General features: G+C 57.3%; 6 protein-coding genes. 2 read left to right on the top strand and 4 right to left on the bottom strand.

Features of this window, described 5'->3' with window-relative positions:
- Window positions 1–243 precede the first annotated feature (243 nt).
- Both L579_RS19695 and dbpA read right to left on the bottom strand, forming a co-directional pair.
- Complete coding sequence (locus tag L579_RS19695; RefSeq protein WP_021185919.1) at window positions 244–1206, bottom strand: chemotaxis protein; 963 nt, start codon at window positions 1204–1206, stop codon at window positions 244–246.
- 133 nt (window positions 1207–1339) lie between these two features.
- Window positions 1340–2719, bottom strand: a complete 1380-nt coding sequence (gene dbpA / locus L579_RS19690; RefSeq protein WP_021185918.1) for an ATP-dependent RNA helicase DbpA — start codon at window positions 2717–2719, stop codon at window positions 1340–1342.
- 392 nt (window positions 2720–3111) lie between these two features.
- Between dbpA and L579_RS19685 the strand changes: the two genes are divergently transcribed.
- Window positions 3112–3309, top strand: coding sequence for a hypothetical protein (locus L579_RS19685; protein ID WP_021185917.1), 198 nt, complete (start codon window positions 3112–3114; stop codon window positions 3307–3309).
- Window positions 3310–3386: 77 nt separating this feature from the next.
- On the opposite strand, the gene L579_RS19680 is transcribed toward L579_RS19685, so the two are convergent.
- Complete coding sequence (locus L579_RS19680) at window positions 3387–4748, bottom strand: amidohydrolase family protein (protein WP_021185916.1); 1362 nt, start codon at window positions 4746–4748, stop codon at window positions 3387–3389.
- A gap of 89 nt (window positions 4749–4837) precedes the next feature.
- Window positions 4838–5698 (bottom strand): LysR substrate-binding domain-containing protein, encoded by an 861-nt coding sequence (locus tag L579_RS19675; RefSeq protein ID WP_036627585.1) that lies wholly within the window; start codon window positions 5696–5698, stop codon window positions 4838–4840.
- Between the two features lie 87 nt (window positions 5699–5785).
- Here L579_RS19675 and L579_RS19670 point away from each other — a divergent pair, with 87 nt between their 5' ends.
- A complete protein-coding gene (locus L579_RS19670) occupies window positions 5786–6958 on the top strand; it encodes a cyanate transporter (protein WP_021185915.1) in 1173 nt (390 codons plus the stop codon).
- Window positions 6959–6994: the final 36 nt, after the last annotated feature.

Genomic DNA, 6994 nt, shown 5'->3' with positions numbered 1-6994 from the left:
CGCCATCTTGCCTTGTACATACGAAGTCAGAGCTTCTGGTTACCGTTCAGAGTAGATGCTGGCGTGAAAGGAGAAACGGAGGGCTTTAAGCTACGGCACAAGATCGAGGCTTAAGCGGCGCGACAAGCTGCCTCCGTTTCGTGTAACGGGTAGCTAACCAGTTACAACTTCAAGATACAAGCGGCGCGATTTATCGCGCGGGTTTTGACGGGATAAATCGCGCCGCTACGGCAAGGGTAAGCATTAACGCGCTGCTTCCAGTACCCGATAAATCACATTCGACAGTTCATTGATTTCAAATTTCGCCACGTAGCCATCGGCACCCACTTTACGCACATGGTCTTCGTTGGCACTGCCGGAGAGTGAAGAGTGGATCACCACCGGGATATGACGCAGTACATCATCGCGTTTAATGTTACGCGTCAGGGTGAAGCCGTCCATTTCGGGCATTTCGAGGTCGGTCAGCACCAGCGCGATTTTGTCGTGGATCGACTCACCTGCCGCCTGCGCTTCCTGTTGCATCTGGGTGATTTTCTGCCATGCCTCAAGACCGGTGTTATGCATCAGTGCCGGAATGCCCATACTTTTCAGGCCTTGCTCCAGTAGCTGGCGCGCCACTTTGGAGTCTTCTGCCACAATCGCGACCTGACCCGGTTTCAGGTTGAAGTTTTTCACGGTTTCTTCACCCGGCTCGACACCACGAACAGACGGAATGATGTCATACAGGATCTGTTCCACGTCCAGTACCAGCGCCAGATTGTTGCTTTCTCCGTCGCTGTCGAGACAGGCGATACTGGTGATATTGCGGCTACCAATGCCCGCTTCCGCGGTATGCACCTGATTCCAGTCGAGGCGCACAATATTCTCTACCGATTCCACCGCAAATGCCTGGGTGCTGCGGGCATATTCGGTTACCAGCAGCAGGTTGAGGCCGGTTTCCGGGGTGCAACCGGTCACCGCCGGTAGATCAATCACCGGGATAAACTGGTCACGGATGCTGGCCATGCCCAACAACGGCGATTGCATTCCGGCAGCACGGGTGATGTTCGGCATCGGCACGATTTCACGCAGTTTGAATACGTTAATCCCGTACAGCTCGGATTTGCCTTTCCGCTGATCGGAACCGAGGCGAAACAACAACAGTTCGAATTTGTTTGATAACGCGAGGTTAGCGCGTTCATCGATCTCTTTCTGGAAATTATCCATCCTGGCCTCGCTCAGGGCTGCGTTAAGGGCATGGCAACATCGCCGTGATGGAGTTATCGGCAGGATGGTTAAAAAATAGAGAGCGGCGGGTGGAATTTTGACGTGAGGGCGAGCGCCCTCACGTTTTAGCGACTTATTTCAACAGGATGGCACGTACGCTTTTCCCTTTGATCTTGCCTTCTTTTAGCTTGATCAATGCGGCTTTGGCCTGGGAGGCGGCAATCGCCACATAGGCATGGGTTGGGGTCAGATCGATCTTACCGATCTGATCGGCACTGAATCCGGCCTCACCGGTCAGCGCACCGAGAATATCGCCAGGGCGAATTTTCGCTTTACGACCACCATCAATGCATAACGTCATCATGGTAGCTGGCAGCGCCTTCGCCGCACTGCCTTTCAGCGTGCTGGCGGCAACCCAGTTGAGTGATTGTTGCAGATAATCTTCCAGCGCATGGGCGCGCGCCATCTCATCGGCGGCGACCAGACTGACCGCCAGACCAGACTCACCGGCGCGGCCGGTACGACCAATGCGGTGCAGATGCACTTCCGGGTCCCACGCCAGATGGAAATTCACCACCAGCGCCAGCGATTTAATGTCCAGACCGCGTGCTGCCACGTCGGTGGCAATCAGCACCCGGATGCTGCCGTTGGCAAAACGGATCAGTACACGCTCGCGGTCACGCTGCTCAAGATCGCCATGCAGCGCAAGGGCGCTGATTTGGCGATCGTTCAGGGCGGCGGCAATATCATCACACTCACGTTTGGTGTTGCAGAACACCACGCAGGAGGTGGGCTGCTGCTGGCTGAGCAGGGCGCTCAACAGATTGATGCGTTCACTGGCGTTGACTTCAATAAAGCGTTGCTCAATTGCTGGCAACTCGGCTTCGGTTTCGGTCGCCACCGCCAGTGCATCACGCTGGTAGCGTTCGCTCAGGCTGGCAATGGTATCGGGCCAGGTGGCAGAGAACAGCAGCGTCTGGCGTGACGAGGGGGTAAAGCCGATGATGGCTTCCATATCATCACGGAACCCCATCTCCAGCATACGGTCGGCCTCATCCAGCACCAGGGTTTGCAACTGGATGAGATCGAGGTTATCGCGTTTCAGATGATCAAGAATGCGTCCCGGCGTGCCGACCACAATATGCGGGGCGTGCACCAGCGAATCACGCTGAGCACTCATCGGCTGGCCGCCACACAGCGTCAGGATCTTAATGTTACGCGTGAAACGCGCCAGCTGACGTAGCACATTGCTGACCTGATCGGCCAGTTCGCGTGTCGGGCAGAGCACCAGCGCCTGAGTATGAAACTGGCTGTTATCAATCCGCTGGAGCAGGCCGATACCAAAGGCGGCGGTTTTGCCGCTACCGGTTTTCGCCTGAGCACGCACATCGCGCCCCTGCAAAATGGCGGGCAGGGCGGCAGCCTGGATTGGCGTCATGGCGTCAAACCCCATCTCGCGCAGGTTGTCGAGTTGGCTGGTGGGCAGTTGCGTCAGGGTAGAAAAAGCAGTCACGGAACAGTCTCTGATATCGGGCGGAGTTGCGGCGGCCAGTCTGGCAGAAAGGGCCTGTCTCATCAATGATAAATCACGCGGCAATCAGCGGGATGATCACTGCGGGGAATCAATAAGCATCTGGCAATATTTGGTTTGTTTTTCGACGGTTATTGTCGCAAAGTTCTAATGAATTTTCCGAAAACTCTCATGATCATAAAACCATCGCAACTGAAAAAAAGCTGAGTTAATCAGACGATAGCGGCATGCTGGCGGCACGATGGCGACCATTTGCTGCTGTTATGTTTATGTGTCCCGTCTGTTACAGGAAATTCCGATTAAAATCGTTCTCTGGATTGTTTTATATTTAGCGCGCCATTTGGCGATATAAAACAACTTCAGAGGTCACTTCATTGAGTCACTACGTCCAGGGACAAAACGAGGACATTCTGAAAATCGTCGGCCGCGCCGTGTTAACCCTACACATTCACGGAGAGACGCTGTCATCTGACAAAGTCAGCTCCATGATTGCCTGTTACGCGGAAGAAGAGCCTGTCAGCGACGAAGAAAACCAGCGGCTCTATGCGCTGGCTATTCAGATGTTATCGTAATAATCCAGCACGGCAGGGGACGCACCTTGTCCCAGCCTTTACGTTCATAAAGCCTCCTTCCCGGAGGCTTTTTTGCTTCAGGCGGCGTACACGGCGGTACCGCGTCGGAAAGTGGCATGAACCGGCGCAATGCGCGCCACCGCTTCGGCGGAGCAACTGGCTGCCACCAGCATCATGCTGGCCTCATCCTGGAGCTGTGGCCACTGACGTTCACCCTGATTGGATAACGGCAGAATACCGCCGGTGGCGATATGCAATGCCCGGCTCAGGCCAAACTCATCGGAGCCACGGTACAGTTGCGCATACAAATTGGCTTTCTCCAGCATGCTACCGCTGCCAAACGGCGACCAGTGATCGATCACGCTATCGGTGCCGGTCATCACCGTAATTCCTGCCGCCTGCAATTGCGGCAGCGGCATAGTCAGCTTGCCGATAGGGATGGTGGAGGCCACACTCATCTGCTGCTCGGCCATCCCGTCAATCATTTGATCCAACGCTTTTCCTTCCAGCGTGCCCAGTGCAAAGCCGTGACTCAGGGTCACTTTCCCCTTGAGCTGCGGGTTTTTCGCGATGGTATCCACCATATATTGAATCGCCGCCACGCCTGCCGGGGAGGTTTCATGCAAATGGATATCCACGCCGCGCTGGTAATCAAGGGCGATCTGGAACATCGCATCCAGCGATGCCTGCATGGCGCCGTCCACGTTAGTGGGATCGAGGCCGCCGACATATTGCACGCCAAGCGCCATCGCTTCGCGCATCAAGCCATCCACCTTTGAATGCAGCAAACCGTGCTGGGGAAAGGCGACAATTTCGCAGTCGAAATCCGGGTGATTAGCCAGCGCCAGCTTGAGGTGTTCCAGGCTTTTCAGGCCGCTGACGGGATCGATATTGCAGTGGCTGCGCGCTGCGGTGCTGCCCTTACTTTGCAGCAGGCCAATCAGTGCTTCTGCCCGTGCCTGCGAGGTGGGCAGCAGTTGTGGGATCAGCACCTGCTCACGGGCGATCATATCCATAATGGTTTTGCCCTGACGTGGCCGGGGTGCCTGCCAGGGGCCGCTGTAAAAGGTTTTGTCGAGATGGATATGCATATCGCGGGTGCGTGGCAGCAGCAATAAACCCTGTGCATCCCAGTTGGCTAAGTCGCTGTTACGCGCGCTTCCGGCCGGATCGATGGCGATAAATTTCCCGTCGTTAATGGTGATGTCATATAACGCGGTACGCGTGGCAATCACCTCGTTACCTTCACGTTCGAAACCCTCTTCGAGACGTACATTCAACAATTGGTAATGGCGGGTGCGGGGTAGGGCTGGACGTTCGGAGTGGGTGACAACGGTCTGGCTGGCGTGGCCCATACCCGCCGCCAGCAGGCTACCGGCGGCGGTCCAGCGAACTGTCTGGCTAAGGAAATCACGACGGCTGGGGGAAGAGAGTTGCATCAGAGGCTCCAGTCAAAAGGGAAAAACCTAATCTGGCAAAAGCCTCGCCGCTGCGCTGCGATATTTACCACTGGCTGGCAGTGGAAAAATCACTGCCAACGCAACTGACAAAAATCCACCAGCGCGGCGGCCAGTGCCTGTTGCAGAGCGTCCTGTGGCTGACGGCAAAACAGCGCCAGCTCGAAATGGCTGATTATCGGCAATCCCTCGGCCTCGCCCAGCACACGATGTTGCGGCAGGCGGCAACTGGCGGGGAGTAATGTCAGCCCCAGACCCGCCGCCGCCGCGCTGGCTAACGCCACCAGGCTGGTGCTGCTGTAGCTGATGCGCCAGCTACGACCCAGACTATCCAGCGTCTGGCACATCTCCTCGCGATACAAGCCCAGTTGCGGAAAAACCACCAGCGGCAGCGGGTTTTGTGCAAAGCAGGGGTGATCGGCGCTATCGAGCCACAGCAGCGGTTCCGGTCTGGCTGCCAGCGGGCGTTCGCCGCCCGGCTGCTTAATCAGCATGATATCGAGCTCTTCTCGCTGCCATGCCGCGTGCAAATCAACATACATTCCGCTCATCACATCCAGCCGCAATTGCGGGTGCTGGCGGCTAAAATCGGCCAGCAGACCCGCCGTGGGGGCGGCAAAATCTTCCGGCACACCGAGACGCAAAACACCATCCCGCCATTTGTCGCTCAGCACATCGTGTGCCTCACCGTTCAACGCAATGATGCGGCGCGCGTAGCCCAGCAGTTTTTCCCCCTCTTCGGTGACGGCCACCTGATGTGAGGTGCGTTGCAGCAGCGCTTTGCCCACCATCTCCTCCAGACGTCGCACCTGCTGGCTGACGGTAGATTGCGACAAATGCACCCGGTCGGCGGCGCGGGTAAAGCTGGCGGTTTCACACACCGCGACAAAGCTTAATAACTGTTGCGGGGTAAACATCGGCTGACGATTCATTTTTCCACTGTTCACTATGGTGTTATTTCATTTCCAAATAGTAACCGTCCCTGCCATCCTGACAACCTTTTCCCCGCAGGATTGTGTATGACCCGACATTCCAACGGACCGACGCTCGCCGCCCTGGTGCTGGCCGGGCTGAATATGCGTCCGTTACTCACCTCCGTCAGCCCGTTGCTGGGACAGTTACGTCAAAGTATCGGCCTCTCTCCGCTGGCAGCGTCGTTATTGCCCGCCGTCCCGATGATGATGATGGGCGCGGTTGCGCTGCTGGGCGCACCGCTGATGCAGCGCCTGCCATTGCGACGCCTGCTGCTGGCAGGATTAACGTTATTGTTGGTGGCGTTGGCGGCGCGTGGCGCGATCGTCGAGGGGCGCTGGCTGGTGTTGAGCGCATTATGCGGTGGGCTGGGCATTGGTATCGTGCAGATGGTGATGCCAGGGCTGATTCGTCAGCACTTTTCCCGACGCAGCACGGCGGTGACCGGCTTATGGGCCGGGGCGTTGATGGGCGGCGGTGGCCTGGGGGCGGCATTATCGCCGTGGTTGAGTACGCATCTTGGCTGGTCGCTGGCGTTAAGTGATTGGGCGCTGCCGGTGTTGCTGGCGATCCTCATCTGGCTTTGGCTCCGGGTGCCGGGCACTCACGAGAGCAACCCGCTGCCGTTGCCGTCCTTGTGGCGCAAGCCCCGCGCCTGGACTTTGGCGCTGAGTTTTGGCCTGGTGAATGGTGGCTATGCCACCTGTGTCGCCTGGTTGCCGGATGCGTATCAACAACTGGGCTGGTCGGCACAGGCCGGTGGCGCGTTACTCGCGGTGATGATTGCGTTACAGGTGACGGGCGCGTTGCTGATGCCGTTGCTGGCGCGCCGCAGCGATCGTCGTCCACAACTGATATTTAGCCTGGCGTGCCAGCTGATCGGTATGGCTGGTTTTCTGCTGGCCCCGTTGTTGGTTCCGTGGTTATGGGCGGCGATTGCCGGTTTTGGTCTTGGCGCGGCCTTTCCATTGGCAATGGTGCTGGCGCTGGAGCATCTGCCGCAGCCACAGGCTGGCGCGCGGTTGGTGGCTTTTATGCAGGGCTGGGGCTTTATCATCGCGGGCTGCATGCCGTTTATTGCCGGCCAACTGCATGCCGTCACCGACAGTTTTACCCCCGTGTGGTTGATGCAGGGAGCGGTGGTCGTGGGGCTGATCGCGCTTAATTTTCGCTTCCATCCCCGCAGTTATCGTCAGGCCTTTGGTCAACCTGGTCTTTGATTGGTCCTACCAATGTAGCAAAAATGTTTCCAGGAG

The sequence above is a fragment of the Pantoea sp. AS-PWVM4 genome (assembly GCF_000468095.1).
Lineage (GTDB): Bacteria > Pseudomonadota > Gammaproteobacteria > Enterobacterales > Enterobacteriaceae > Pantoea > Pantoea phytobeneficialis.
The sequence above is the reverse complement of the archived record's forward strand: the minus strand, read 5'-3'. Positions and strand labels throughout refer to the sequence as shown.

Bases quoted from the DNA above. Each gene is read 5' to 3' on its own strand.
- L579_RS19695 (WP_021185919.1), bottom strand. From the start codon at position 1,206: ATGGATAATTTCCAGAAAGAGATCGATGAACGCGCTAACCTCGCGTTA.
- L579_RS19680 (WP_021185916.1), bottom strand. From the start codon at position 4,748: ATGCAACTCTCTTCCCCCAGCCGTCGTGATTTCCTTAGCCAGACAGTT.
- L579_RS19675 (WP_036627585.1), bottom strand. From the start codon at position 5,698: ATGAATCGTCAGCCGATGTTTACCCCGCAACAGTTATTAAGCTTTGTC.
- L579_RS19670 (WP_021185915.1), top strand. From the start codon at position 5,786: ATGACCCGACATTCCAACGGACCGACGCTCGCCGCCCTGGTGCTGGCC.